This window comes from Exiguobacterium sp. s11 (genome assembly GCF_018619015.1).
Classification (GTDB): Bacteria; Bacillota; Bacilli; order Exiguobacteriales; family Exiguobacteriaceae; genus Exiguobacterium_A; species Exiguobacterium_A indicum.
Window position 1 is genome coordinate 1,199,855 of record NZ_JACSNF010000001.1, and the last position, 25,188, is coordinate 1,225,042.

The following is a 25,188-nucleotide window of genomic DNA, read 5'->3' on the forward strand; positions in this document are numbered from 1 at the left end:
GTACGCATTTGAAAAAACATCCGCGAACGTGTTCCTGACATGTCCGCGGATGTTTTTCTTTTCAACAGACGACTCACGTCTGTTCTGTAACAGCATAACGATAGACGCGTGCTTCGTAAGGACGCAAGATATCCGGGCTATCCGGATAGTTTGATATGAGCAACTTTTCCTGTGGTAAGACGAGGGCGGTCTGCATCGGTTCATCGTGTACGTTGAGGACGATCCGCCAGACTTCTCCCTCTAATTCCCGCTCATAGATATAGAGATACGGATCATGAAGCGCTAAGTCTCGGTATGTACCGTAGACCATAATCGGATGATCCTTTCGCATCTGAATCAGCGACTTGTAAAAAGCAAGCACGGACGATGGATCTGCTTCTGCTTGCGCGACATTGATGTCCGTATAATTCGGATTGACCGCTAACCATGGTTTACCACTCGTAAAGCCAGCTGCATGTGTATCGTCCCACTGCATCGGTGTACGGGAATTATCGCGCGCGAGTAACTGCATCGATGAGAGCACGACCTCTGGGTCCTCTCCGCCAGCGACGCGCTCCGCGTATCGATTTCGAAAGGCGACGTCCTGATAAAGCGACGGATCCGAGAAGCGAATCCCCGTCATCCCGATCTCTTCTCCTTGATACACGTATGGAATGCCCGGTAACGTATGCAACATCAAACCGAGTAGTTTCGCACTCTCAACCCGGTATCGTTCACTGCCGAAGCGCGTCACTTGTCGTGTATGATCATGGTTGTTGAGGAACTGTGAATTGACACCTAATGGGTATAAGACGTCGTACCATCGTTTTTGAATCTCCTTGAATCGTAAGAGATCCATCGCTTCCATGTCGTCCGCGATTTCGAAGTGAAACAGTGTCCGGAGTTCTTTTCGTTCGTCACTGACATATAACAGTCCATCTTCTGGACCGACGAACGGAATCTCACCGACTGTAAACAAGTCTTTACCAGCGAGAACATTCGCATGCATCTCCTGCAAGAAGTCATGCACACCTGGCTGATTCCCAAGGTACGAGAGATCAAACGGATTGGCGACATCCTCGAACGACCGTTTTTTGATCAAGTTGATGACATCCATCCGGAAGCCGTCGATCCCTTGAGCAATCCACCAGTTCATCATATCGTAGATTGCTTGCCTCACAGCTGGGTGCTCCCAGTTCAAGTCCGGTTGTTCTTTGGCGAAGGAATGAAAATAATACTGCCCGCGCTCTTCACTCCACGTCCACGGACTTGGCGCAAAGTACGAGCGCCAGTTGTTCGGAGGCGTCTCTTTCGTGCCGTCTTTCCAGATGTACCAGTCATCCTTATCGTTGATCCGCTCACATGACTGACGGAACCAGTCATGCTGGTCACTCGTATGGTTCACGACTAAATCGAGAATGATCTTTAATCCACGGGCATGAGCAGCCGTGATCAACTCCTGGAGATCTCCCATCGTTCCCGCTTTTTTCATGATCTCGTAATAATCGGCAATATCATAGCCGTTATCGACGTCCGGGGAACGATAACATGGATTCAGCCACACGACATCGACACCAAGTGAAGCGATGTAATCAAGCTTCTCGATGACACCTCTTAAATCACCGATCCCATCCCCGTTCGAATCTTTAAAGCTACGCCAGTAGACTTGATAGACGACTGCCTCTTTCCAGTTAGCTCGCTTCATCTTCCCACTCCTCTCCCTACTCTTTATTCCCGCTCCACTTATCTGTACCTGTTTATCCGACAATTTTTTTAAATTTCGAAAAAGTTCTTTTCTTTTGACTGAATATTCGTTATCCTTGACGACAATACTACGAAGGAGGCATTCATCCATGAAACATTTCGCTCCATCCATCGCCATTGATCGGCTTCCTGCTCCCGTCTTCGCTGAACTCGCGAACCGAATCGGTGCTGTAAAAGCTGCCGGACACGATGTCATCACACTTGGTCAAGGAACACCCGACCAGACGACGCCTGTACATATCCTCGATGCCTTAAAACAAGCTATCGACGAGCCAACGAACCTTCAATATCCACCGTTTCGTGGACATGATTTTCTAAAACAAGCTGTCGCAAACTTTTACGCGACTGAGTTCGGTGTCACGATCGATCCAGCAACGGAAGTCGCGATTCTGCTCGGCAGTAAAGCCGGAATCGTCGCTTTACCGCAGACGATCGTCAACCCTGGAGAAGGAGTCATCGTCCCGGATCCAGGATACCCGGATTACCTATCTGGTGCCGCACTCGCTGGTGCTTACCCGATCACACTTCCGTTGCTCGAGAAAAATGATTTCTTGCCGGATTATGACTTACTTGATACGACGGACGTTGAGCGTGCCCGGATGTTGTTCCTCAACTACCCGAGTAATCCGACGGGTGCGACCGCGACGGCAGAAGCCTTCGAACAGACAGTCGCTTTCGCCGATGCCCATGATATCTGTGTCGTTCATGACTTAGCATACGGCGGTATCAGTTTCGATGGTCCGACGCGAAGTTTCTTGCAGACGGAAGGGGCGAAAGACGTCGGAATCGAGCTATTCTCACTCTCGAAACGCTTCAACATGTCCGGCTTCCGGATTGCCTTTGCCATCGGAAATCCGTCCGTCATCTCAAGCATCGAAACGTACCAAGAACATCTCTACGTCAGTGCCTTCACACCGATTCAGCATGCGGCGACCGTCGCCCTCACGAGTGACCAGACGTGCGTCCGTGAGTTAAGTCGCTTGTATGAAACACGACGCGATGCGTTGTTCGCAAAACTCGATGCGATCGGTTGGAGTGGACCACGACCGGGCGGTTCCTTCTTCGTCTGGCTTCCTGTTCCGGAAGGTTATACGTCCCAAAGCTTCACGGATCACCTGCTTGACGAAGCACATGTCGCTGTGACCCCTGGATCCTTCTTCGGCGAATACGGTGAAGGCTACGTCCGGATCAGCTTGATTGCTGACGTCAAACGTCTAGAAGAAGCCGTCGATCGAATCGGAACGCTCAACCTGTTCCGGACACCTGTTGCGGAATAATTCTGAAAAAACATTTGACAGATGGGAATCATTTCCGTTAAAGTAAATCCCAACAGCATAACTACTTATCGAGAGCGACCGAGGGATTAGGCCCAACGACGTCCGGCAACCACCTGTAAGGAACGGTGCCACATCCTACAGAATGATTTTCATTCTGAGAGATAAGTTACGAAATCTTACACTTTCGTCGCTTTTTTCTGGTTGCTCCGCTACTAGGAAAAAGCGACTTTTTTTGTATGAGGAGATGAGCGGATGATTGAATTCAAACACATTACAAAACGGTTCGTCCGAGACCGGACCCCGATTTTTGCCTTACGGGATGTCGATTTGACGATCCAAAAAGGAGAAATCTTCGGAATCATCGGTGAGTCTGGTGCCGGTAAAAGTACGTTGCTTCGCCTAATCAACGGGCTCGAGCATCCGACACAAGGAACCGTCAAGGTCGACGGTGTCTCGCTCGGCGGGATGTCAAAAGCAGATTTGCGTCAACTTCGCTTGCGGACAGGAATGATCTTTCAGCATTTCCAATTGATCCAGTCGCGCAACGTCGCGGATAACATCGCTTTTGCGCTCAAGGCCGCTGGCGTCAAACGAGCAGATTTCCCGGAGCGGATTCGCGAACTCGTCTCGCTCGTCGGACTTGAAGGATTTGAGACGAACTTCCCGAGTCAATTAAGCGGTGGGCAGAAACAGCGCGTCGGGATTGCCCGGGCACTCGCAAACAATCCGACCGTCTTGTTATGTGATGAAGCGACATCCGCTCTTGACCCCGTTACGACACTACAGATCCTTGAACTGCTGAAGGATTTGAATGAACGACTCGGGTTGACGATCGTCCTCATCACGCATGAGATTGATGTCGTCAAACAGATTTGCCATCGCGTCGCGGTCATGTCGCAAGGTGAAGTCGTTGAAGTCGCCTCAACCTATGACTTGTTCAGTCAAGCCAAGCATCCGGTGACGAAACATTACGTCGATACGGCACTACAAATCGAATTGCCGGAACGCATCTTACAGGCAACTCCAGGCAAGATCATCCGCTTGCAGTTCACGGGCGAGAAGACCGGTGAGAGTACGTTATCAGAAGCAATCCGCCGTTACGATATCTCAGTCAGCATCTTGCACGGCAAGGTCGACTACATTCAAGACGTCGCCTTCGGTGTCCTGATTGTCAGCTTGACGGGATCATCCGACCAAATCGCTCCTGCCCTCGACTGGCTCGCGACGGAACTTCATGCACTCGAGGTGATTCAGGATGTGGCTTGATCGTATTCAAACGATGTTACCTGAGCTCTTGAAGGCACTCGGCGAGACGGCGTGGATGGTAGGAATTTCACTTGCCTTTGCATTGGTCGTCGGGATTCCGCTCGGGATTCTCTTGTTCGTCACCGACCGGGGATTATTTTTTCAAAACCTTGCCGTCCGCCGTGTCCTTGACTTCGTCGTCAACATCGTCCGGTCGCTACCGTTCATCATCTTGCTGGTTGCCCTCATTCCGTTAACGAAGTTCTTACTCGACAATACGATTGGTCCGACGGCAGCATCCGTCAGTCTCAGTGTCGCAGCGATTCCGTTTCTCGCGCGACTCGTTGAGACGTCACTCCGCGAGATTCCGCCTGGTCTAATCGAAGCGGCGGAAGCATGTGGGGCGAAACCATTACGGATCATCGTCAGTGTCCTCTTACCGGAAGCACTCCCTGGCATCATTCAGGGCATCACATTAACGACGATCAGCTTGATCGGCTTCTCAGCGATGGCTGGTATCGTCGGCGGTGGAGGTGTTGGTGACCTCGCGATCCGTTTCGGTTATTATCGCTACGATAATCTCATCATGATCGTGACGATCGTCGTGCTCATCGTCATCGTTCAAAGTATTCAAGCACTTGGCAATCAACTGGCGCGAAAAACAGATAAACGCTAATCATACATGCAAAGGGAGAGTGGAATCATGAAAAAACGATATGCCTTTTTAGCAACAGCCTTACTCGGTGCAGGAGTCCTCGCGGGATGTGGAGACAGCAGTGCTGATGAAAAGGACAAGACGATCAAGATTGGTGCGACAAGCGGTCCGTATAGCGACATGGTCAAACAAGCGATCCAGCCGCAACTCGAAAAGAAAGGCTATAAAGTCGAGATTGTCGAGTTCAGCGATTACATCCAACCGAACATCGCTCTCGGTAGCGGGAACATCGACGCCAACTTGTTCCAACACTCGATCTATCTCAAGACGTTCTCTAAAGAAAAGAACCTCGATTTAAAAGGACTCATCACGGTTCCGACAGCACCGATGGGACTATACAGTAAGACAGCGAAGACACTTGACGACGTCAAGACAGGTGCTGAAGTCGCGACGCCGAATGATCCGACGAACCAAGCACGGGCACTGAACTTACTTGCGGAACAAGGCTGGATTGAACTGAAGCCGGACGCTGATCCACTAACCGTTTCAGAGAAGGATATCGTCAAGAATCCGAAGAAACTCGTCATTAAACCACTCGAGGCGGCTCAATTGCCACGCGCCGTCGAAAGTGTCGACATTTCAGCCGTTCCAGGGAACTTCGCACTTGCTGCGAAATTCGACTTACTTGATGCGTTAGCGCTTGAAACGATGGACGAACAATACCGTAACCTCGTCGCTGTCCAAACGAAAGATGCGGACAAGCAAGTCGCAAAAGACTTAAAAGCAGCCGTCGAATCGGACGCTTTCAATACAGTCATCGAAAAATCATTCAAAGGCTTCAGTAAACCTGAATGGGCAAACTGATGTAAAAAACGACCGGAATTCAACGAGATCACCTCTCTTTGAATTCCGGTCGTTTTGTGTTAGAACCGATACCACATCAGTTCTTCATCATGATAGGTATCATCGATTTTCAGCGCCCGCGGTTCAATCGCGTATGATTCAAAACCAAGTGATCGATACAACGCTTTAGCAGCTTCATTCGTCCGGACGACCGAGAGATGGACTTGCTCAATCACAGGATGCTGCTTTAATGTACGTAATGCCTCTTCTACAAGGCGTCGTCCGACCTGTTGTTTTCGGGCGCGTGGCGTGACGTACATCGCAAATACATTCGCTCGATGTCGCATCTTGAACGGCTCGGAGCAGACGATAGTGACGACACCGACGAGTTCATTTTCATGAAACGCACCAAACGTCATCGACTGTTCGCTTTCAAGACGAGTTGCGTACCGTTCGACGGATCGATCTTTTTCTGATTCATAATCAGAGCCAAATTCCTCAGGATGGTTTCGTAAGGCTTCTAATCGCAACGCTTTATAGAGTACTGCATCTTCTGGATTCAATCGACGGATTTCCAACATCCCCACCTCCTGCCTTTAGTGTAAAACACATCGCTTCATGAAAAAGAGGACGACATCGTGAAATATCGTCCTCCATTTTTCTATTTTAAAGTGTTCGGAAATTAATCGTGAAGTATGGCGCGTTACTCCGGAAAGCCACACCGATGTCAGCTTGTTTGTACTCTTTTTTCAAAATATTTTCTCGGTGCCCTTTTGAATTCATTAAGCCCCAATGTGATGCAAAGACATTCGGATAGCCCATTGATAGATTTTCACCAGCATAGCTGAACCTGATTCCTTCACGCTTCATCCGGTCGAACGGATCACGCCCTTGCGGATCCGTATGTGCGAAGAAATTATTCTTCGCCATATTTTCGCTATGACCGCGTGTCACTGGCTTCAGTGCCGTATACGGAGCCAACGGATTTAACTTGTAGTCAGCCCGTTCCCAGTTCATCAATCGTAGCATCAGCTTCTCATCCGTCGTTCGTAACGCATTCGAAGCCGTACCATAGAAACCCTTTTTCTTCGCTTCGACGTCTTTCGGAATCGACAGTGTCGCTTTCACCTTATTCCCATCATGTTGGTCGAAGAAATAGGTGACGTAATTCCCCTTCTTCTCATAGACGGCTGCATGATCCAGGTTCAACATGTAGTTCGTGTTGCCTTTACGGTAGGACTTCACTGCGGTCCATCCTTTTTTCTTCAGCGATGATTCCGTATCCTTGTTCAAGACTGCCCCTTGCGTTGTTATACCATTTTTAAATCGGTACTTTCCGTATTCCTTACCGTCCTTCGTCAACGATACGAATTCTTCGCTGGACGTCCGCCTGACTTCCCAGTCGTAACCTGGATATTCACTGCTATATCGATCAATCAGCTTGCCGCCACTTTTCGGATAATCGGCTTCTGCCTGTTCCATTGGAATGTTCTCGTAGCCGAAAAAAGCTACTGCTGCTACTCCGACGATCAACCATTTTTTCATATCTTCGTTTCGCCTCCTTTAATCATTACCTTTATTTTAAAAGAAAATGATTCTTTCGAACAGTCATTGGCTCTTAATTGTCTAAATCACATTTTCCGTTCACAAATTAGACACGTTTTATGAGAACGTTCTCATATTATTAAAATGCTTTCGTTAAGAGGATTCTTAAAAGTATTTAGTACATATACTAAACCATCTTTCCCTTTTCTTAAAATGTGTGAACATTCTTTTATTTCATCATTCGAGATTTTTGATTGCTCTCGGAATTCTTACTCGGTATCATTAGAATTCGTAAGCCAAACTTTCAATGCTTTTCCAAATAACATAATGAAATGAAGGAGTTGACCTATGGTTTTACTGTATTTCATTTATGAGTCCATCGCCTTTTTACCGATTCAGCAATATTTATTTTCTGGATGGATGATTCTCGTCGTGTTGACGGTTTCATTCAGTTTAGCGAATGCACACGAAGATGTACGATTGAATCAACGACTCGGTTTTGAGTTACTCGTTCCTGGTTCTGGTATGTTGCTTTGCAAACAATTCATTCCTGGTCTCGCCATTATCCTATTTTTGATCATGGTACACTTCACGTATATGTTCCGCGTCATCCCTCTTCCTGTCGCGTTAATCTCGACACTTTCGATTAGCACACTTTCTTTTCTTTCTCTCTTTTTCTCGTCACGCAAAAAAGCGGACCGTTAAGTCCGCTTTTCATCATTGATATTTCGTTGTTTCTTTCAAACGATAGAAATGAGAAAGTTCTAACCAAATTGTTTTTCCTTTTTTCGTCTTCACTTGAATATATGGTCGATCTTGCGATACACGCAGTGCGAGCAACTCACCTTGTTGCTCTCCAGTTGTTCCGCTCGCTTTTAACCAATGACGACCTAATTTCCATTCGAGGAAGATATGTTTTCCTTTTTGAACGGCACGCCATTTTCCGATTTCTGCGATGCCTTTGACCGGAACGGCTGTCTCTGCACCTTGAATCGAGATGATCGCCGGATCGTGGTCACTCGCGCTACCGTCTGCTTCCATATACTCCGAGTTGATGTTGACGATATCAGAAGACGTATAACGTTTTAAGTTGTTCGAGATCAAGATGTGATCGAGCACTTGAGCATTTCCGTTATAGACGTAAGAGTATCGCTCGGATTCTGGAAGATCATCGACTGTATTCCAGAGGTTTTTCCCTTTCAGGATATTTAGCGTTTCTGAGAACTGGAAGTCGTTCAAGTCACCGAGAACGACGACGTTCGAATCTTTGACTTCCGTTTTCAATTCAGAGACGAAATCTTGGACGATGTTCGCGATCGCATGACGCTGGACTTCACTCTTACGTACGACCGGTTGGTTCTTACCGAAGTCAGCTCCGTCGCCACCTTTTGAGTTGAAGTGGTTGACGATGACGTGATACGAATCACCGTTGAAGAGGAATTCCGCGACGAGTGGTTTTCGAGAACTGGCGAAGTTCGGATCCGTCGGCTGGATGCGACCCGGGTTTTTCGTCAGCTTGCCGTTCTCCACCGCAACAGCTTCCGTTGCACCACCTTTTTCACCTGGTGCGAGAGATACACGCGCCGGGTTGTAAAGGAATCCGACACGGATGTTTCCACCCGGCTGTCCACCGTCTTTCTTATCTTCAGGCGCGATGTCCGTATAGGCATAGCGGACACCTGTTTTTGCTTCGATTGCTGCAATCAATGTCTCGAATGATTTTGATGCGTCGACTGTTCCGCTATCCGTCGCACCATCATTATCCTGCATCTCTGTCAAACCGACGATGTCCGGCGTCTTCAGGAATGTCGCGATGCCTTCTGAGACACGATCGACTTTTCCAGCGTCTGCCGTTGAGGCGAAGTTCTCGACGTTGTACGAAGCAACCGTCAAGCGTGATTCCCCCGTCTTGATGTTCGTCGGTTGACGCTCCACTTCGCTCGTGACGAGTTTCGGAAGGTCCGCTGCTTTGGCGAGTACTTTATAGGCCGAATAGTTATAGCTCATGACGCCTTCGATTGTTCCATCGAATGTATCACCAGCTTTCGCACGGTACGACGAGCTGCCCATCTCGACAAATAGACGTTCTGGGTTGACATTATCCTTCGTCAGGATTGGTGTGCCACGTTTTGTGTAGACCTTGTTTGCATCTGTTTGTGTCCGAACTGGGATTGTTCGGTTTGCTTGCGGCCCTGTGACGATTGCGTTCGGTAACGCGACACGCATACCTTCTAAGCTTTCGTATAAATCGATCGCATCTTCTTTTGGATCAAACTGCGCGAAGGAATCATTGTCGACGACTTGCGTCGGAATCAAGACCCCTTTATCACCAAGAACGATACTTGCTGGTAAGCCTTCGTTAAGCGCACCCTTCACGAGATTGACCGTACTGATTTCCGTGACAGCTAAATCCGTATCGAACTTATCGCTGTAGCCGCCAAGCAACCACTCTTTGACATATCCTGTCGTCGCGACTTTTTGTCCAACGGCAGCACCATGGTTTTTCGCGTAGACGAGAATCCCTTCCGATGTCCGGCTGTCGTTATCCGGATTCGGATCTTGCATGTAGAAGTTGTTCGCATCGACGACGTACGTGACGACACCTGTCGTCCGGACGAGTTGATCTGCGTACGGCGACGTATGCGCAACGCCTTGGATGTTGCTGATTTTCGTGATTGATGGTGCGATGTAATACTTGAATGTCGAAACAGCTGACGTTTTACCGTCCTTGACGGCAACTGCTTGAATCGTCACTTCATCGTTGATCGTAATCGGTGACGTGTACACCGGACTGTCGACAGTCGGTGTCGTGCCATCGACCGTATAATGGATCGTTCCTTCACCTGACAATGTCACTTGATCCCCACGTTCGACTTCACCGACCGGAGAAGCTGTAGGTGCTGCAAGAACGTCGCCCGCTTCTGTCTGATGACTGCCGAGATTCGTCAGTGTATCAACCGGGAAGCTCGTCCACTGTGATGGTTCGTACGTTTTAGCACCTGATGTGACGCCCGCATTCCGCACGAGTGTCGTATCTTTTGCGAAATCCGTTGATGAACCGAGTGGTCCGATGATATCAAGAACGACATCGCCTTTTTTCAGTGCGATGGGATCATTCCCGTTAAAGTTCAATGATCCCGTCGTCAATTGTGCTTTTGCTTTGATGTCCGCATTCGCACTCGCGTTCGCGATGACGAACGTCTTCCCTGGATCCACTTTCCCCGATAGTGTGATTTTCGCTTCTGACGGTCCACCGTTCGTATATTGAACAAGAGTATAGTCTGCTAAATCAATGATTTGCCCCGACCCATTGTATAGCTCGATTGCCTTGTTGTTGCTTGTTCCTTCTATGTATTCAGACAAGATGACGCCTTCGCCTTCTGCCCCGACAAGACCCGCTTGTGGAAGGATTCCTGCTGTTAACACTCCGGCCAATGCCCACTTTCCAAACGTACTGCCGTATTTCATGATGAGACCCCCTTTGAATTTTCTGACACTTCTTTATAATATCAGATTATATTCTCAATAGTGTATATTTTTCGTAAAAAAAGATACCATCCTTCGTAAATGAAAGTAATGGTATCGCTTACAACTTTTTTATTGTTCGTCTTTGTGACTTTCGTACCATCTTTCAGCTTGTGATGTCGCGATTGGAATGGCGCGTCCTTCCTCATACCCTTCTTCTAACAAAGCATTTGCAATCTCAATCGCTTTCTGTCGTAGTGGTGGATCAAAGTTCTTGAATGACTCTGGATAGTCGTTCTCATTCCATGGCATGTCGTCACCTCCTTCTTTCAGCCTTACCCGAAAAAAGGCATAAAAAAAACGCCTCATCAGCGTGTCGTTGTTTTTGGTTGTCATGAGAATCGAGGATTACAGGTGATCAAAACACCTGAAACGACGAAAGCCCTACCTCTCTTTCGTTGTTACGGCTCCTTGGCCGCGCCAGCTGAATCAAGCATTTTAGCAAGAATCGTGATGCGTCTGCAACGGACGCATGATACTGGGATTTTTAGAAATAGCTCGGGAATGAGCGGAAAAGTATCGATTGGAAGGTTTATCTTGCTGGGTCAACTTCTCCTCGTAGTATGAAGAAGGACAAAATAAAAGCGATGACTTATGTCTGACTCATTTGTCAGTAGCGGTCTAAAAATCCTGACCTGTCGATTTAATTGTATGATATGGATTGAAGATTCTCACATGAGTGATCATCCCCGATTCATGACTTGTATTAATCTATCACACTTTCTTTTATAAAGTCAATCTTTCTTTTAAAAAATCGTTTTCTTCTGTCTCAGAATTGAAGTTGCACCTGCCGTAAAAGCCGAGTATCGTGAAGAGGACTCATTACTATAGAAGAAACGAGGGAAATCTATCATGTCGAATCGACTTATCCATGAAACGAGTCCCTACCTATTGCAACACGCTCACCAGCCTGTCGATTGGTACCCGTGGGGCGAAGACGCCTTCACTGCCGCTCGAGAAAGCGGCAAGCCGATCTTTTTATCGATTGGTTATTCGACGTGCCATTGGTGCCATGTGCTGTCTCATGAGAGCTTCGAAGATGAAGAAACGGCACGACTCTTGAACGAACGCTACATCGCAATCAAGGTCGATCGGGAAGAACGTCCTGACATCGACCATGTCTACATGACGGCGGCTCAAGTCATGAACGGACAAGGCGGCTGGCCACTGAGCGTCTTCATGACAGCGGACCAGCAACCATTTTACATCGGCACGTATTTTCCGAAGACGCCTCAGTTCAACCGTCCGAGTTTTCGTCAGGTGACGCTTCAGCTCAGCGAACAATTCCGCCGTTCACCAGAAAAAATCGCACAAGTCGGTCAGAACATGTCCCAGACACTTCGCGACGTGTTACGACCAGCTTCATCAACCAGTACTTGGGATGAATCCATCATTCACGACACCTTTGATCAAGCGATGCGCCAATTCGACCGTCAACACGGTGGATTCGGAGAAGCACCGAAATTTCCGTCGCCTGCCCTGCTCCGTTTCTTGCTTGATTATTATCAATTCGCGGAAGACGAGACGGCGCTCCATATGGTCATGCGGTCATTGATTGCGATGCGTGACGGCGGGATGACGGATCAAGTCGGCTACGGATTGTTTCGTTACACGGTCGATGCCAAATGGGAAATTCCTCATTTCGAGAAGATGCTGTACGACAATGCGTGGTTCGCAACCTTATGCATCGAGACATATCAAGTGACCGGACAACTCCGCTTCCGACGTTACGCGGAAGAAGTACTGACATTCGTAGAGCGTGAGTTGTCTGCACCGGACGGCACCTTCTACGCCGCCTTGGATGCGGATAGCGAAGGAGGCGAAGGACATTATTATACGTTCACGGCTGCTGAACTGACCGACTTACTCGGACCAGACGCGCTGTTCCCGCGCTTCTACCATGCTTCACCATCAGGAAATTTCGAAGGACGAAACGTCTTTTACCGGACGGGACGAACACTTGAGACATTCGCGCGTTCCGTTCACTTTTCGCCTGCTGAAACAGCGGCGCAACTCGAACGCGAGCGCCAGCTCCTCCTTCGTGCGCGAAATGAACGTCCGCGACCATTTTGTGATGATAAGCGATTGACCTCATGGAACGCGATGATGATCTCGACGTTCGCTAAAGCCGGTCGTGTCTTTGGTGAACCGCATTATACACGTGTCGCCACGCGTGCGATGACATCACTCGAGCGATTCGTCCGCACGGAGAATCAACTTGCTGTTCATTACCGAGACGGACAAGCAACCGGATACGGATTCCTCGATGACTATGCATATTTGATCGATGCACATCTTGAACTATTCCAATCAACACGACGGGCGCTTCATCTAAAGGAAGCTTTAGCATTCGCAGATGTGCTGCAGGACCAGTTTCAAATAGCAGATGGTTATTTTTATCTGACTTCGTCACGCTCCGATGAGCTACTCGTTCGCCCACTCGATCTGTATGATGGCGTCACACCTGCTGGAAATAGTATTGCCTTAAACGCTTTCTTCACGCTTAGTCGTCTGACCGGGCGTCTCGTTTATCAGGAAAGTGCCGAACGGGCGCTCACAGCTTTAATCGAAGAAGTCGAGCAACAACCGACCGGATTTGCCTCCCTTGTCAGTACCTTCACCTACCGGCAGATGGAACCGAAGGAATTGATTATCTTGATTCCAGAAGACGTAGACATCCCGGTCGAAATCGAGCAACTGCAACAGTTACGCTTACCGGAAGTTGCGTTGTTAATTGGTACGAAGCGTGACCTTTTGCCGCACGTCTCTTTGCTCGTGGATTATCCAGAACCAGAAGAGCCAACGGCGTATCTCTGTCATGATTTTACTTGTGAACGCCCGACGACGAATTTAACAGAAATCCTCGCACGTCTCACTATCTGATCCTATTCCCTCTTGTTTAAACAAACAGGAGGGTTTTTCAAAAAACTAAATCCCTTTTTTCAAAAAAACCCAATATTTTCTTCATAAAAATCCGATATGGTCGATAGTAGGAATAGGCATAAGTACGTACACCTTAGACCAGACATCCTAGAAGCCGATTCCGTCCGCTTGGACGAATATCTACTAGGAGGAAAGATACTTTGAATACGACATCCATCTCGAAACCTTTGAAGGTGTTCGCGAGTCTTCTTATCGTGTTTAGCATCATTCTATCATCTCTACCGATAGTGAACGCAGCAACAACGAAAGTAACGGCTTATCGTCTATCGGCAGATACGGATCTGTATGATAAGACGACATCTTCACGGAAACGCTTGTTGACGATCAAGACCGGAACGGTCGTTTCATCCGCATATGATGCCGGAAGCTACAAAAAAGTAACATATGGCGGAAAAACGGGATATGTCGCTTCAAAATATTTAGTGTTGTATGAGAAAAAGCAAACGATCTCTGGACAACGCTATATCGTCTCTACGAATACGGCGATTAAAAATGCGGCACGCACGACAGCAACGACAATTGGCACCCTGCAAAGTAAAGATGTGTATTATACGACACAACGGATTACCGATCCATACGGCAAAACGTGGTATCGCCTGAACTACGCAGGAAAAACAGGATATGTCCCATCTGGTGCCACTCCTGTTTCCTATCAGAAGATCGCGAACGAAACATCACGTACGACGGATACCTACACGCTACATACTTATGCAGGAACGGGTTATCCAAAAGTCGAATCGATTCCAGTTGGGACAAACGTTGAAGTAGTCGGAAAAATCGACGGCTGGTATAGCGTTCGTCACGGCAAAAATAGTGGATACATGCACCGTGACGCTTTTTTACAAGTCTCTAAACAAAGTATCAAAACGATTCCTACTACACGTGTTCTCTTGAAGAAATCCATCGAAATAAAGGCATCCGCCTCGTCGACGAGTAAAACGATTGCTTCTTTAAAAACAGGTGATGCGTATTACACGACGACACTCGCAACGGATTCACGAGGTAGCACGTGGCACAAAATCAAAAAAGACGGTCAAACCGGTTATCTTTTAGCAAATCAAGGAACGAACGTGAATTACGAAAGCCTGAAGAACGTTTCTTTCATCACAACAGCTAAAACGACAATTCGTTCTTATGCAGGCAGTTCGTATGCAGGGATCAAGTCGATTCCGGCCGGTGCAAAACCGCTCGTCTCTGGTCGAATCGGTACATGGTATCGTGTCACGTACGATGGTGTAACAGGATATGCGTCGGCTTCGACGTTTAAGACAGCAGCCCTCGTCCAAACCATTTCAGGTACACGTTTCGCCGTCACATCATCCACCGATATCTTAGTCGCTCCTGAAGCAGATGCGTTTAAAATCGCTACGCTTCAAGAGGGTGATATCTATTACACGACACGTCTCGTCACACTTGGTTCTAAAAAATGGTATCAGATCAAAAAAGACGGAAAGACCGGTTACATCGCTTACGGAACAGGAGAAAAAGTCTCCTATCAAGCAGATGCCGTGACGATGAAAACAACCGACGCTACAGGATTAAAGTCTTATGCTGGCGTATCTTACGCTTCCATCAAGTCCATCTCAAGCGGTACGAAGGTATCCGTTACAGGATCCATCAATGAGTGGTACCGTGTGACGTATGCAGGAAAAATCGGATATATTCATCAGGATGATTTGAACGAATATATCGTAACGTCTACGATCTCAGCAGCGCGTTATGTATTAAATACATCCATCGACGTCAAAACGACGTATCAGGCGGATGCCGATACATGGAAGACGCTAAAGAACGGGGATGTCTATTACACGACGCGCCTTGTCACGAACGGTCACGGTCAGTCGTGGCATCGTATTTCAGTGGACGGGAAAACAGGATACATCCGAGCCAACCAAGGAAGTCCGATTTCATACCGTAAGATTTCAGCCCATCGCTATAAGACGGTACAAACGACTTCTCTGAAGTCATACGCTGGTCCGACATACAGCGAAATCGCTTCACTGCCAAACGGAACGATCGTGCAGGTGAATGGTTCAATCGGGAAATGGATGAACGTAAGTGTTAATGGAAAAACAGGGTATATCGATGGCGCTCTTTTAACACCTTATACAGAAACGAAAAAGATTAGTGGCGCTCGTTTCCTCGCGAACGAGAACTTAATCATTCGAAATTCACCTTTAGAAGAAGCAACAGCACTTACGACACTAGCTAAAGGAAACGTCTACTACACGACTTCACTGATTACGTCACATACGAATAAACAGTGGCATAAAGTAACGATCAATGGAAAAACAGGGTATGTCGATACGAACGCATCTACAAGTAAGATTGACTATGTATCGAAAGATTCGTTATACGTCCGAGCTACAAGTCCTACTCCACTTCGCTCGTATGTCGGAAGTTCCTATCAAGTCGTGACGACGATTCCTTCGAACGTCGTCGTCAACGTCACCGGACAAATCGGACAATGGTATAAGATTTCCTATCAAGGTAAATCAGGCTATGCGTATAATGGAACACTTGTAACGACATCTTCAAAACTAAATGTCTACAATTCCATTGCGACACCGTATACATTTGATAACTTTATCAGCACTCAAATGAAGTTAAATCCTTCACCTCAAACCGATTTATATAAAAATAAGATGATGTATGTCAGCTCGATGTACGTTCGATTCGGTGGATCGGAAGACCCAGTCAATGGTACACTCGCGACCGTATCGTCAACGACACCACTCAATATACGTTCCGGCGCAGCAACGGATAGCCATATTTATGGACAATTCCAGCCGAAACAGATGATTAAGGTCTATCAACGAATTGGTGATTTCTATACGACGTATCCGCGTGTTTACACGTCTTCCACCGGATACTGGACACTTGGTTGGTTGAATGCACTCGAGTCTGATGTCCGGAACGTCGCTGACCCATTAAAAGTCAGCCGCTCTTCAAAGGAATTCTTCCAATTCCTTGATTTATCGAAGACGACAGGCGCTTCTGCTGCAACATTAGATAAGATTATCAGCACAAAAGGCATCTTTGGTAAATGTACGACCGGAAGCTGCGGACAAGCATTCATCGACGCTGGTACAGCCTTTTCCGTCAACGAAATCTACTTGATCTCCCACGCGCTACTTGAGACAGGAAATGGAACGTCGACTTTAGCGAATGGCGTCATGTGGAATGGAAAAATGGTCTATAATATGTACGGTATCGGCGCTGTCGATTCAGATCCGATCAACGGTGGAGCAAGAACAGCCTACGAAAAAGGATGGTTCACACCGGAAGCGGCCATCATGGGTGGAGCCGAATTTATTGGAACTCAATATATTCACCATGCCTACAATCAAAACACACTCTATAAAATGCGCTGGAACCCAATGAATCCTGGTCGTCATCAATATGCGACAGACATGGGATGGGCTGCGAAACAAACGACTCGCATTTATGATTTATATCAACAGATGGATAGCTATACAGCCGTCTTCGATATTCCAGTCTTCGCTCGTTGAGGAGACGATGAAGCTGAGTCTTTAAATCATTGAAATGATTCCAACAAAAAAGGAAAGACCGTTCTGGTGACTTCACTGGAACGGTCTTTCCTTTTTGATTGATGTAGAACGAAAAAGGTCATCCTCCACTCCTACAGGATCAGAAAGCGCGCGCGGCGCTTTCGTCAGGGCTAGGTAAGACCCGGCAGACCGCATCAAATGCGGGGATGCCGCGTCTTACCTCCCGCCTGAGGACAGGGAGAATGACCGACTCGTTCGTTTTGTGAAACGACAAACTTCGAAGAGAACCCCTGCATTTACGCGGAAGGGCTCCCCTAGCGTTCCATGTCATCAGCGACGATTTGAATATCGATGCCGCGGACATGACGCATGATTTCATTGATGATCGATCCACGCCGGATTTCCTGCCAACGGGTTCGTGCGGATTGACCGAGAACGATTTGAGTGATGCGATGATGTTTCGCGGCAGCTGTGATTGCTTGGGCGATCGAGCGCTCGCCTTGGATTCGGATCAGAACTTCTGCTCCGAACAAGGAACCACTCTCGCGTACCATCGCAAGCACTTCTTTTTGTTTCGCATTCAATTGATTCTCCGCTGCCGGTAAGATTGTTAGGACATGCAGTTCTGCCTTCAATCGACTTGCCATGCGAAAGCCGCGATAGATCAACTTCCGCGCATTGTCATTGAGCTGTATACAGACAAGGATTCGCTCTTGTAGCGTCGCCGGATCTTTTTCGATCAGCAAACGTGATTGATAGACTTGATCGTCTACTTCGTCCGCGACCTGACGCAGCGATAGCTCACGTAAGCTCGCAAGATTCTGAAGCGAAAAGAACGAATTCAAGCTCTGTTCAATCTTTTCCTTCTTATAGATTTTTCCTTGCTCGAGTCTCTCCCGTAACGTTTGTGGTGTGACATCGACGAGTAGAATCTCATCGGCTTCCCCGAGAAACGGATCCGGGATGCGTTCTCTCACTTCGACACCCGTCACTTCTTTGACTTTAAAAAGCAAGCTTTCGAAATGCTGGATATTGACGGCAGAGTAGACATTGATTCCTGCTTCAAGCAATGCTGCAACATCTTGATAGCGTTTCTTTCGTACCGATCCTGGCGCATTCGTATGCGCCAGTTCATCGATTAGTACGATATCGGGGCGACGGGCAATGATCGCGTCCACGTTCACCTCGGGGAATGTCTTGTCCTTATAGACGACTTCAAGTAGCGGGACTTGTTCGAGTTGCCCGACCATCTCCGCCGTCTCTTTGCGACCGTGTGTCTCAATCAGTCCGATGACGACATCCTTACCCTCAAGCGTCAATGTTCGTGCATCGGCAAGCATCTTATACGTCTTTCCGACACCAGGAGCTGAGCCGATATACAGCTTCAGCTTTCCTCGTGTCATGACTTACTCCGATCAAGTGCTAAGTTCAAGCGCAGGACATTGACGTAATCATGGGTTCCTGCTTCCTTTGTGATCAACTTCCGTACTTCTTCACGCGACAGATCGCGTGCGGTTGCGATACGCTTCGCCTGAACCAAAACATAATCGACTGAGATGTGCGGATCGAAGCCAGAACCGGATGTCACGAGGGCATCGTCCGGAAGCGAAGCGTCGTCCACTTGGTTCTGTTTCTGTAATTCCGCCATCTTCGTGCCAAGCTCCGGGTTCGATGCTGCTAGGTTATCCCCAGCAGACGCTCCCGCTAATTGATCGACCGCTGATGGACGTCCGTGAAAATACTGTTTCGACGTGAACGGCTGGGCAATCAATTCCGATCCGATGAATTTTCCGTTTTCCTGTACTAAAGAACCTTCAGCTTTATCCGGTACGAGTAGTTGACCGAACAGGGTCAATAAAGCGGGAAAGACGATCCCGCATAACGCCGTGACGAAGATTGTCACACGAATGGCTTGTTTCATGATTCGTTTTCTCCTTAGAGGATGCTTGCAAGCAAGACATCGATGATTTTAATCCCAATGAATGGAACGACGACACCGCCAAGACCGTAGATCAGCAAGTTACGACCGAGTAATTGATCCGCCGTCATCGGTTTGTAGGTAACCCCCCGCATCGCGAGTGGAATCAACATCGGAATGATGATCGCATTGAAGATTAAGGCAGACAAAATCGCACTCGTCGGTGAATCAAGACGCATGATATTGAGCACTTCCATCTGCGGGATCGCGACCATGAACATTGCCGGGATGATCGCGAAATATTTCGCGACATCGTTCGCGATCGAGAACGTCGTCAACGCTCCTCGTGTCATCAAGAGCTGTTTCCCGATTTCGACGACTTCGATGATCTTCGTCGGGTTTGAATCGAGATCGATCATGTTCGCCGCTTCTTTTGCGGCTTGCGTCCCACTGTTCATCGCGAGACCGACATCGGCTTGAGCGAGCGCCGGTGCGTCATTCGTACCGTCTCCCGTCATCGCGACGAGGTGACCGGCTGCTTGTTCCTGCTGAATGACACGAATCTTATCTTCCGGCTTACATTCGGCAACGAAATCATCGACGCCTGCTTCGCGGGCAATCGTTGCTGCCGTCAACGGATTGTCACCTGTACACATGACCGTCTTGATCCCCATCTCACGCAACCGATCGAATCGTTCGCGCATGCCCGGTTTCACCGTATCTTTCAAATAGATGACGCCAAGGATCGTTGCGTCGATCGCTACGACGAGTGGTGTGCCACCAAGACGAGAGACCGCATCTACTTTCTCTTGCAAATCATTTGGAATGGTTCCACCTTGTTCCTTGACCCATTCTTGAATCGCTTGCCCAGCCCCTTTCCGTACACGGCGACCATCTCTTAAATCGAGTCCGGACATCCGTGTCTCTGCGCGGAACGGTACGATCTCTGCACCATCTAACCAATGTTGTTCAACAGGCATCGCGCGAAGTTCAGCGAGTTCAAGAACGGAACGTCCTTCTGGTGTCTCATCAGCGAGTGAGGCAAGGATTGCCCCCTCAAACGCCTGCTCAGCAGTGCGTCCACCGACTGGTGTGATCTCCGACGCCATCCGGTTACCGAACGTGATCGTTCCTGTTTTGTCCAGGATGATCGTTTGGATATCGCCTGCTGCTTCGACCGCTTTCCCGCTCATTGCGATGACGTTGAAACGCGTAACACGGTCCATTCCGGCGATTCCGATTGCTGACAGTAAGCCACCGATCGTCGTCGGGATCAAACAGACGAGTAAGGCGATCAAGATTGAACCTGATAGATCAAATCCAAGGTAGTTCGTAAAGACCGGTAATGTCATGACGACAAGTAAGAAAATCAATGTCAAGCTCGTCAAGAGCGTTGATAACGCGAGTTCGTTCGGTGTCTTTTGACGACTTGCGCCTTCGACGAGGGCAATCATCTGATCGAGGAATGATTCACCCGGATTACTTGTGATCCGGACTTCGATCTCGTCACTGACGACGAGCGTTCCACCGATGACCGAGGAGAAGTCACCGCCCGCTTCCTTGATGACGGGTGCGGATTCACCCGTGATCGCCGATTCATCGATCGAAGCAAGTCCTTTGATGATTTCACCGTCACCCGGTACATACTCCCCTGCTCGGACGAAGACGATATCGCCCTTACGAAGGGTCGCAGACGAAACGCTTTGAATCAGTTGCCCGACACGTTTACGTGCCATGACATCCGCTTTTGACGCTTTCAGTGAGTCCGCTTGTGCTTTCCCGCGTCCTTCCGCGATTGATTCCGCGAAGTTCGCGAATAAGACCGTCAGGAAGAGAATAATGCTGACCGTTAAGTTAAAGCCGCGCATCTCATCAATGAAAATCGTATAGCCGATTGCGAGCAAGCAGCCGATCCAGACGACGAACATGATCGGTTGTTTGACCATATTAACGGGATTCAATTTTTTAAAGGCATCGATCGTCGCTTGACGCGCGATCGAGCCACTGATTGCTGATTTGGATTGGTGTTCCGGCTCCCCGTTCGGTTGGTGTTCATCGGGCGTCGGATGCATGATTCGTTCCATCATATGCTTTTATCTCCTGTTCACATCGTCAGCCAATCCGCGACCGGTCCAAGTACGAGCACTGGCAAGAATGTCAATGCACCGACGAGTACGACCGTACCGAGGAAGACTGTTCCGAAGAGTGGTGTGTCTGTCTTAAACGAAAATTCATCTTGCGGGACCGATTGCTTCGCTTTAAGCGAACCCACGATTGCAAGCATCAAGATCAATGGGATGTAGCGTCCGAAGAACAACGCGAATGACGTCGAGACATTCCAGTAGACGTTTGCGTCGCCGAGTCCTTCAAAACCGGATCCGTTGTTCGCTGTCGCGGACGTGAACTCATACAAGACTTGCGACAGTCCGTGATAACCTGGGTTCGAGATGCCGGCGACGCCTGGTGCGACGTACATCGAGATCGCCGTTCCAACGAGAATCAGGAAGGGCGGCACGAGTAGCGCGATCGCGATCATCTTCACTTCGAACGTCTCGATTTTCTTCCCGAGGAACGTCGGTGTCCGACCGATCAAGAGACCTGTCAGAAAGACTGCGACAAAGGCGTAAAGCAAAACGTTCAGGAATCCTGCACCTGCTCCACCGTAAACGACGTTGAGCATCATATTGCCGAGTTGGATCAATCCTGCGAGCGGATGCAGTGAGTCGTGCATCGCGTTGACCGCACCAGTTTCAGCTGCCGTCGTAATCGAACTGTAGAGCGCCGTTCCGATTTGACCAAATCGTAATTCCTGACCATGCGCCGTTGGATTCGCAAGTAAGCTCCCTGCCATCCCGACCGTCATCATGATGAAGAGAAGCGTCATGACACTAAGGAACAGTCGCCCTTGTTTCGCTGAACCGATGATTTTACCGTATGCAATCGGAAGTGACATCGGAATCAGCAACATCAAGAACATCTGGATGAAGTTGACGAACTGGTTCGGGTTCTCGAATGGATGCGCTCCGTTGGCACCAAAGAAACCACCACCATTGTTTCCGAGCTGTTTGATGACTTCAAAAGCAGCGACCGGTCCGCGGTAGATCAACTGCTTCGCTCCTTCGAGCGTCGTGACGCTGACTGCTCCTCCAAATGTCTGCGGTACACCGAGTAGGATCATCGCTAAACCGAAGACGAACGAAATCGGTAAGAGAATTCGGAAGATGAAGCGGAAGAAGTCGGCATAGAAGTTACCGAGCGGTTTGTTCGCAAGACCACGAATGACAGCGATACAGACCGTGAATGCCATCGTCGGAGCGACGAATAACATCGTTCCGAGGACGAACGTTTGCGAGAGATACGAGAGTGCCTCACCCGAATAGTGTTGTTGATCGGTATTCGTCATGAAGCTGATCGTCGTATGAAGCGCCGTCGACCAGTCGAGATTCACAGCATCGTTCGGATTCAGGGGTAGACTACCTTGGAAGCGAAGTAACAAATATCCACCGATGAAAAATAATAGGTTAACGAGCAAGAGGCTCTTCGAATAGCCGACCCACGATTGATCGTGTTTCTTTTCATCGACACCGAGTAATAACAACAGTCGTCGTTCGACCTTACCAATTTTATCGACCCGGCGCTCTGCGACAGGTGCGAAGTATACTCCGATGTAGCGACCAAGTAAGACCGCCGCGCAAAGTGCGATGACGAGTAGGATCCAAAATTGGATCATGAATTGAGTCCACATGTTTTTCTTTTCTCCCTATGCGATTAGAATTTTTCTGGATACATCAGACAATAACCGAGATACAAGAAGACGAGGCAGCCCGTCGCCAGTAAAAACCATGTCATTTGCGGTCACCTGCTCTCCACTGGACGCGTTCGATCAGATGAATCATCCCGAACGTCGTGCCGAAGAAGAAGGCAAGTAGTAAAATACTCCACAGCTCTCCCACTATGAAATTACCTCCATATTATTCAATATTTTTACAATTAAACACGACAAAAAGACGATGTGAGGCGAAAAACGGCCCCAGCATCGCCTTTATACCTTGGCATACTGAAAAAGAGTCGTTCCCTCCTAAAAACGCCTGCGAGGTTAGCTGTCGGATTCGGGCATACCTAGGATTTCGCCCTACCTTTCCCGTTCGGAAAGGATTCACCCCGTGTCACGTGTCGTGACGGTTGGGTCCCCCGCTTCAATCATGAATTCGGCGTACTTTGAGATCGAAACATTAACATGTTAGTGTTCGTTGATGAGATGGATATTACTCCGATTTTTTAGAGTTGTAAATAGAAAAGTTGAAAAAAAAATAGTCTGATTTTTTAATGACTTACTTTCGAAAAATAGTGTTTTTCAACCCTATGCTATAGAAGAAAAAAAACCGCAGAAATCGATTCCTTCATCTAAAGTGGAGGAGCTCCATTTCAGTGAGAATCGTTCCGCAGTTTCATGAACAAACAACGATTATGATTGCTGATTCATTTTGGCATGGACCGTCAAAGGAGCTAGCATCGTCACCCATAGGGCAACCACTCCAGAAACAAGAATCACAATATCGCGTTCGAATCCAAGCGTCAGTAACGTGATACAACTACCGACCAGGACGAGACAAAGCGTCGCGATCATGACGAACCGCGATTGTTTCAACATTTTTCTCATGTGGCATCTCTCCTTTCCTTCCATATTTCTTTTCATCGTAACAAAGATTCATCGAAAAATCGTCACTGACACCCGATTGTGATGTTTCTGTCATCTCGCAAGTAACGATAGAAGACGACGAGAAAACGGATTTGTTACACTGGAGAAGTACTTAAAAAGGGGGAATCGATATGTTACAAGATCATTCATTTCAACGCGTCGACGGAACGTCGGCATCCTTAAGTGACTACCCAGCTCAAGCATGGCTGATCGTCAATACAGCCAGCAAATGTGGCTTGACGCCACAGTTCGAAGGACTCGAGCAATTGCATCAAGACTATCGTTCGCAAGGATTGACCGTACTTGGTTTCCCATGTAATCAGTTCGCGAATCAAGATCCGGGAACGGACGAGGAGATTCAGTCGTTCTGCCAAGTCAACTACGGCGTGACATTCCCCGTCTTCTCAAAAATCGATGTCAACGGTGAGCAAGCCCATCCGTTATTTGAGGAACTGAAAGCACAAGCACCAACGACGGACGGTACAACAGACGTCGAGTGGAATTTCACGAAATTCCTCGTGACCCGTGATGGAGAAGTGACGCGGTTCTCACCAAAAACGAATCCAACTGATTTGACGGCAGCAATTGAACGATTGCTCGTTCAAGTCTAAAAAATAAGCTTCCCTCCTTCTCTCTTGAAGGAACGGAAGCTTATTTTTTATGTTGTCCCCGGCTCAAGATGACGGCTGATCATCTCTTCCGCCAATCGTTTGACGTCATCGATGTCGCGCATTTCCGTGAACGGATGCCCCCAGACGACCAGCTCTTCGATTTCTTCAATCGGTTGCGTCGTATAGCGCGTACCATCGGCAACGAACTCTTGCGCAATCGTAGATTCAAAAGCTGCATATTTCAGGAGCCACGGCTTTTCACTTAAGATTTTTTGCGCATGTTTTGCTTGCTTGAACGCAACATCACCGACGAGGACGACCGGATCGAATCGTTCATGGAGCGGATGCGTATATTGAACAGAGATCAGCAATCCATGTTGGTTCGTTTTTTCTTGTTGCCGGACATACGTCCGAGTTAAAAAGTGCGGTACGAGCGACTCGGCACTCTCCTTCGTCTGATGGATGCTCAGACCATGCTCCGTTTGGACGACTTCCGGGAGAACCGGTTCGTATCCACGTTTTGCTAATTGTTGATCAAGCTCTTTGAATAATAGCAGGGTATGTTCGACTAATGCTCGAACTTGGCGAAACGATAATTGAATCGATTGATTGATCATACGATGACCTACCTTCTTAAAAGTATGGCAATATACAGTTATTTACCCAAACTTT

Annotated in this window: 19 protein-coding genes and 2 riboswitches; of the genes, 8 read left to right on the forward strand and 11 right to left on the reverse strand. The window is 48.2% G+C overall.

What is annotated here, in order from left to right:
• Positions 1-73 precede the first annotated feature (73 nt).
• Positions 74-1,684, reverse strand: coding sequence for an alpha-glucosidase (locus KNQ12_RS06425; protein ID WP_055969085.1), 1,611 nt, complete (start codon positions 1,682-1,684; stop codon positions 74-76).
• 148 nt (positions 1,685-1,832) lie between these two features.
• On the opposite strand from KNQ12_RS06425, the gene KNQ12_RS06430 reads away from it, so the two are divergent.
• From KNQ12_RS06430 to KNQ12_RS06445, 4 genes are all read left to right on the forward strand, one after another.
• Positions 1,833-3,020 (forward strand): aminotransferase class I/II-fold pyridoxal phosphate-dependent enzyme, encoded by a 1,188-nt coding sequence (locus KNQ12_RS06430; protein WP_214746898.1) that lies wholly within the window; start codon positions 1,833-1,835, stop codon positions 3,018-3,020.
• Positions 3,021-3,082: 62 nt separating this feature from the next.
• Positions 3,083-3,188, forward strand: a riboswitch (SAM riboswitch).
• An 84-nt stretch (positions 3,189-3,272) separates the two neighbouring features.
• Positions 3,273-4,286: a methionine ABC transporter ATP-binding protein gene (locus tag KNQ12_RS06435; RefSeq protein ID WP_214746900.1), complete on the forward strand. Its 1,014-nt coding sequence runs from the start codon at positions 3,273-3,275 to the stop codon at positions 4,284-4,286.
• Positions 4,276-4,941 carry a methionine ABC transporter permease gene (locus tag KNQ12_RS06440; RefSeq protein WP_023469366.1) on the forward strand — a complete coding sequence of 222 codons (666 nt, stop codon included), beginning with the start codon at positions 4,276-4,278 and terminating at the stop codon, positions 4,939-4,941. Before KNQ12_RS06435 ends, KNQ12_RS06440 begins: the two co-directional genes overlap by 11 nt.
• Positions 4,942-4,968: 27 nt before the next feature.
• Positions 4,969-5,784, forward strand: coding sequence for a MetQ/NlpA family ABC transporter substrate-binding protein (locus KNQ12_RS06445; RefSeq protein WP_064299347.1), 816 nt, complete (start codon positions 4,969-4,971; stop codon positions 5,782-5,784).
• Positions 5,785-5,843: 59 nt separating this feature from the next.
• Here the strand turns inward: KNQ12_RS06445 and KNQ12_RS06450 are convergent, their stop codons facing one another.
• Together KNQ12_RS06450 and KNQ12_RS06455 are read right to left on the reverse strand one after the other, a co-directional pair.
• Positions 5,844-6,344 (reverse strand): GNAT family N-acetyltransferase, encoded by a 501-nt coding sequence (locus KNQ12_RS06450; protein ID WP_251055714.1) that lies wholly within the window; start codon positions 6,342-6,344, stop codon positions 5,844-5,846.
• An 85-nt stretch (positions 6,345-6,429) separates the two neighbouring features.
• The gene (locus KNQ12_RS06455; RefSeq protein ID WP_214746904.1) at positions 6,430-7,308 is read right to left on the reverse strand and encodes a CAP domain-containing protein; all 879 of its coding nucleotides are present in this window, start codon (positions 7,306-7,308) and stop codon (positions 6,430-6,432) included.
• Between the two features lie 348 nt (positions 7,309-7,656).
• Here KNQ12_RS06455 and KNQ12_RS06460 point away from each other — a divergent pair, with 348 nt between their 5' ends.
• Positions 7,657-8,013, forward strand: a complete 357-nt coding sequence (locus KNQ12_RS06460; protein WP_023469370.1) for a hypothetical protein — start codon at positions 7,657-7,659, stop codon at positions 8,011-8,013.
• 12 nt (positions 8,014-8,025) lie between these two features.
• On the opposite strand, the gene KNQ12_RS06465 is transcribed toward KNQ12_RS06460, so the two are convergent.
• Together KNQ12_RS06465 and KNQ12_RS06470 are read right to left on the reverse strand one after the other, a co-directional pair.
• Complete coding sequence (locus tag KNQ12_RS06465; protein WP_214746907.1) at positions 8,026-10,776, reverse strand: chitobiase/beta-hexosaminidase C-terminal domain-containing protein; 2,751 nt, start codon at positions 10,774-10,776, stop codon at positions 8,026-8,028.
• A 129-nt stretch (positions 10,777-10,905) separates the two neighbouring features.
• Entirely contained in the window at positions 10,906-11,085 is a 180-nt protein-coding gene (locus KNQ12_RS06470; protein WP_214746910.1) for a DUF2188 domain-containing protein, read from the reverse strand.
• A 600-nt stretch (positions 11,086-11,685) separates the two neighbouring features.
• Here KNQ12_RS06470 and KNQ12_RS06475 point away from each other — a divergent pair.
• A complete protein-coding gene (locus KNQ12_RS06475; protein WP_251055715.1) occupies positions 11,686-13,716 on the forward strand; it encodes a thioredoxin domain-containing protein in 2,031 nt (676 codons plus the stop codon).
• Between the two features lie 200 nt (positions 13,717-13,916).
• Positions 13,917-17,288, forward strand: coding sequence for an SH3 domain-containing protein (locus tag KNQ12_RS06480; RefSeq protein WP_214746913.1), 3,372 nt, complete (start codon positions 13,917-13,919; stop codon positions 17,286-17,288).
• Between the two features lie 314 nt (positions 17,289-17,602).
• Here KNQ12_RS06480 and KNQ12_RS06485 read toward each other — a convergent pair whose 3' ends face one another.
• The 5 genes from KNQ12_RS06485 to KNQ12_RS06510 all read right to left on the reverse strand — a co-directional run bounded on the left by KNQ12_RS06485 (position 17,603) and on the right by KNQ12_RS06510 (position 23,866).
• A complete protein-coding gene (locus KNQ12_RS06485) occupies positions 17,603-18,691 on the reverse strand; it encodes a universal stress protein (protein WP_214746916.1) in 1,089 nt (362 codons plus the stop codon).
• On the reverse strand, positions 18,688-19,209 hold the full coding sequence (kdpC, locus tag KNQ12_RS06490; protein ID WP_214746920.1) for a K(+)-transporting ATPase subunit C: 522 nt from the start codon (positions 19,207-19,209) through the stop codon (positions 18,688-18,690). The genes KNQ12_RS06485 and kdpC overlap by 4 nt, the downstream gene beginning before the upstream one ends.
• Before the next feature lie 14 nt (positions 19,210-19,223).
• Positions 19,224-21,293 carry a potassium-transporting ATPase subunit KdpB gene (gene kdpB, locus KNQ12_RS06495; protein ID WP_483297638.1) on the reverse strand — a complete coding sequence of 690 codons (2,070 nt, stop codon included), beginning with the start codon at positions 21,291-21,293 and terminating at the stop codon, positions 19,224-19,226.
• A 17-nt stretch (positions 21,294-21,310) separates the two neighbouring features.
• The gene (kdpA, locus tag KNQ12_RS06500) at positions 21,311-22,951 is read right to left on the reverse strand and encodes a potassium-transporting ATPase subunit KdpA (protein WP_174316576.1); all 1,641 of its coding nucleotides are present in this window, start codon (positions 22,949-22,951) and stop codon (positions 21,311-21,313) included.
• Positions 22,952-23,276: 325 nt separating this feature from the next.
• Positions 23,277-23,430, reverse strand: a riboswitch (cyclic di-AMP (ydaO/yuaA leader).
• A gap of 241 nt (positions 23,431-23,671) precedes the next feature.
• Complete coding sequence (locus KNQ12_RS06510; RefSeq protein ID WP_023469379.1) at positions 23,672-23,866, reverse strand: hypothetical protein; 195 nt, start codon at positions 23,864-23,866, stop codon at positions 23,672-23,674.
• Positions 23,867-24,036: 170 nt separating this feature from the next.
• Between KNQ12_RS06510 and KNQ12_RS06515 the strand changes: the two genes are divergently transcribed.
• Positions 24,037-24,516: a glutathione peroxidase gene (locus KNQ12_RS06515; RefSeq protein ID WP_214729259.1), complete on the forward strand. Its 480-nt coding sequence runs from the start codon at positions 24,037-24,039 to the stop codon at positions 24,514-24,516.
• Positions 24,517-24,563: 47 nt separating this feature from the next.
• Here the strand turns inward: KNQ12_RS06515 and KNQ12_RS06520 are convergent, their stop codons facing one another.
• Positions 24,564-25,133 (reverse strand): hypothetical protein, encoded by a 570-nt coding sequence (locus KNQ12_RS06520; RefSeq protein ID WP_214746924.1) that lies wholly within the window; start codon positions 25,131-25,133, stop codon positions 24,564-24,566.
• Positions 25,134-25,188: the final 55 nt, after the last annotated feature.

Excerpts from the sequence above, each read along its gene's own strand:
- KNQ12_RS06425 (WP_055969085.1), bottom strand. The coding sequence starts at position 1,684 with ATGAAGCGAGCTAACTGGAAAGAGGCAGTCGTCTATCAAGTCTACTGG.
- KNQ12_RS06430 (WP_214746898.1), top strand. The coding sequence starts at position 1,833 with ATGAAACATTTCGCTCCATCCATCGCCATTGATCGGCTTCCTGCTCCC.
- KNQ12_RS06435 (WP_214746900.1), top strand. The coding sequence starts at position 3,273 with ATGATTGAATTCAAACACATTACAAAACGGTTCGTCCGAGACCGGACC.
- KNQ12_RS06440 (WP_023469366.1), top strand. The coding sequence starts at position 4,276 with ATGTGGCTTGATCGTATTCAAACGATGTTACCTGAGCTCTTGAAGGCA.
- KNQ12_RS06445 (WP_064299347.1), top strand. The coding sequence starts at position 4,969 with ATGAAAAAACGATATGCCTTTTTAGCAACAGCCTTACTCGGTGCAGGA.
- KNQ12_RS06450 (WP_251055714.1), bottom strand. The coding sequence starts at position 6,344 with ATGTTGGAAATCCGTCGATTGAATCCAGAAGATGCAGTACTCTATAAA.
- KNQ12_RS06455 (WP_214746904.1), bottom strand. The coding sequence starts at position 7,308 with ATGAAAAAATGGTTGATCGTCGGAGTAGCAGCAGTAGCTTTTTTCGGC.
- KNQ12_RS06460 (WP_023469370.1), top strand. The coding sequence starts at position 7,657 with ATGGTTTTACTGTATTTCATTTATGAGTCCATCGCCTTTTTACCGATT.
- KNQ12_RS06465 (WP_214746907.1), bottom strand. The coding sequence starts at position 10,776 with ATGAAATACGGCAGTACGTTTGGAAAGTGGGCATTGGCCGGAGTGTTA.
- KNQ12_RS06470 (WP_214746910.1), bottom strand. The coding sequence starts at position 11,085 with ATGCCATGGAATGAGAACGACTATCCAGAGTCATTCAAGAACTTTGAT.
- KNQ12_RS06475 (WP_251055715.1), top strand. The coding sequence starts at position 11,686 with ATGTCGAATCGACTTATCCATGAAACGAGTCCCTACCTATTGCAACAC.
- KNQ12_RS06485 (WP_214746916.1), bottom strand. The coding sequence starts at position 18,691 with ATGACACGAGGAAAGCTGAAGCTGTATATCGGCTCAGCTCCTGGTGTC.
- kdpC (WP_214746920.1), bottom strand. The coding sequence starts at position 19,209 with ATGAAACAAGCCATTCGTGTGACAATCTTCGTCACGGCGTTATGCGGG.
- kdpB (WP_483297638.1), bottom strand. The coding sequence starts at position 21,293 with ATGATGGAACGAATCATGCATCCGACGCCCGATGAACACCAACCGAAC.
- kdpA (WP_174316576.1), bottom strand. The coding sequence starts at position 22,951 with ATGTGGACTCAATTCATGATCCAATTTTGGATCCTACTCGTCATCGCA.
- KNQ12_RS06510 (WP_023469379.1), bottom strand. The coding sequence starts at position 23,866 with ATGAGAAAAATGTTGAAACAATCGCGGTTCGTCATGATCGCGACGCTT.
- KNQ12_RS06515 (WP_214729259.1), top strand. The coding sequence starts at position 24,037 with ATGTTACAAGATCATTCATTTCAACGCGTCGACGGAACGTCGGCATCC.
- KNQ12_RS06520 (WP_214746924.1), bottom strand. The coding sequence starts at position 25,133 with ATGATCAATCAATCGATTCAATTATCGTTTCGCCAAGTTCGAGCATTA.